A 1,029-nucleotide genomic window follows, 5' to 3' on the forward strand; every position below is an offset into this window, starting at 1 on the left:
GTCCCCTTCAGCTCACGTCAGAAGAGCAGCGGCAGCAGGGCGTGGCGGCGGCGCAGCACCGCGCCGTACCGCGCGTCCAGCCGCATCCACGAGTCGGTGGCCGTCACCCGGACCACGTCGTCGCTGATCGAGGAGTCGAGGAAACCCATCCCCGACAACGCGAACAGGCAGCGCATCTGGACCTTGACCTCCAGCTCGCCGCCGGTGACGGTGAGCACCGCCTGGTCCATCAGGGACGCGGGCGGCGTCCCGTGCGGGCCCGCGTTGTCGCGGGCCAGGGTGACCCCGCGATCGGCGAGGTCCGACACGACACCCACCGGCAGTTCGTCGACCACCTGCCAGCGGCCCGGCGGGGGAAGTTCCCCGTGCCACAGCAGATCCCGGGCCGGGCCGGGGTCCATCCGCTCACCGCCCGCGACGGTGAGCGCCGCGAGCAGCTCGTTGCCGGACACCGTGACGTCGGCCGGAGTGACCCGGCCCGCGACGGCGCGCGTGGCGAGCACCTCGAACGGCGTCGCCGTCCACGCTTCGACCACGTCCTCGCCACGCATCCGGAGCCGGACGACGGTCTGCCCGTCCAGCCGGACCGCGCGGGCGACGAACGCGCCGAGCGTCTCACGGTCCCCCGCGTCGGGGATCAGCAGTTCAGGCATCGGTGAACACCCGCTTCAGGAAGTCGCTCTCGTCGGCGTTCAGCCGTCGCGGCCGCAGCGCGATCGTGTCGTACGGCGCGAGCAGCGTCGACGCCGTGACCGCCACCGGGTCCGTTTCGGACGGTCCATTGTGGACTCGATAGTCCACCGTGAAGCTCGCCGCCCGCAGCTCGGTGAGCGTCATGTCCACCAGGACGTCCTGATCGGACACCACGATCGGCGCCTTGTAGTGCACTTCGAGCTTCACCACCACGATGCCCTTGGGCAGCTCGGTGAGCCCCTCGCGGGGGGGCCCGCCCGGCCCCCCGGCGGGCCCCCCCCCCGGCCCCACCCCCCACCCCGGAGCGGGGGTGACCTGGCCGGGAGACTGCAAATG

2 protein-coding genes are annotated in these 1,029 nt (G+C 72.6%); both read right to left on the bottom strand.

Translation table 11 applies throughout. The features are described 5' to 3' along the window. Positions 1-17 precede the first annotated feature (17 nt). Positions 18-653, bottom strand: coding sequence for a hypothetical protein (locus ACFW0G_RS38760; protein ID WP_378330500.1), 636 nt, complete (start codon positions 651-653; stop codon positions 18-20). After that, positions 646-1,029: acyl-CoA thioesterase (locus tag ACFW0G_RS38765; RefSeq protein ID WP_378330501.1), on the bottom strand; the 384-nt coding region annotated here is incomplete at its 5' end. The genes ACFW0G_RS38765 and ACFW0G_RS38760, both read right to left, overlap by 8 nt.

It is taken from the genome of Amycolatopsis sp. NPDC058986, from assembly GCF_042741125.1.
In the GTDB taxonomy this organism is placed as follows: domain Bacteria; phylum Actinomycetota; class Actinomycetes; order Mycobacteriales; family Pseudonocardiaceae; genus Amycolatopsis.

Bases quoted from the DNA above. Each gene is read 5' to 3' on its own strand.
- ACFW0G_RS38760 (WP_378330500.1), bottom strand. From the start codon at position 653: ATGCCTGAACTGCTGATCCCCGACGCGGGGGACCGTGAGACGCTCGGC.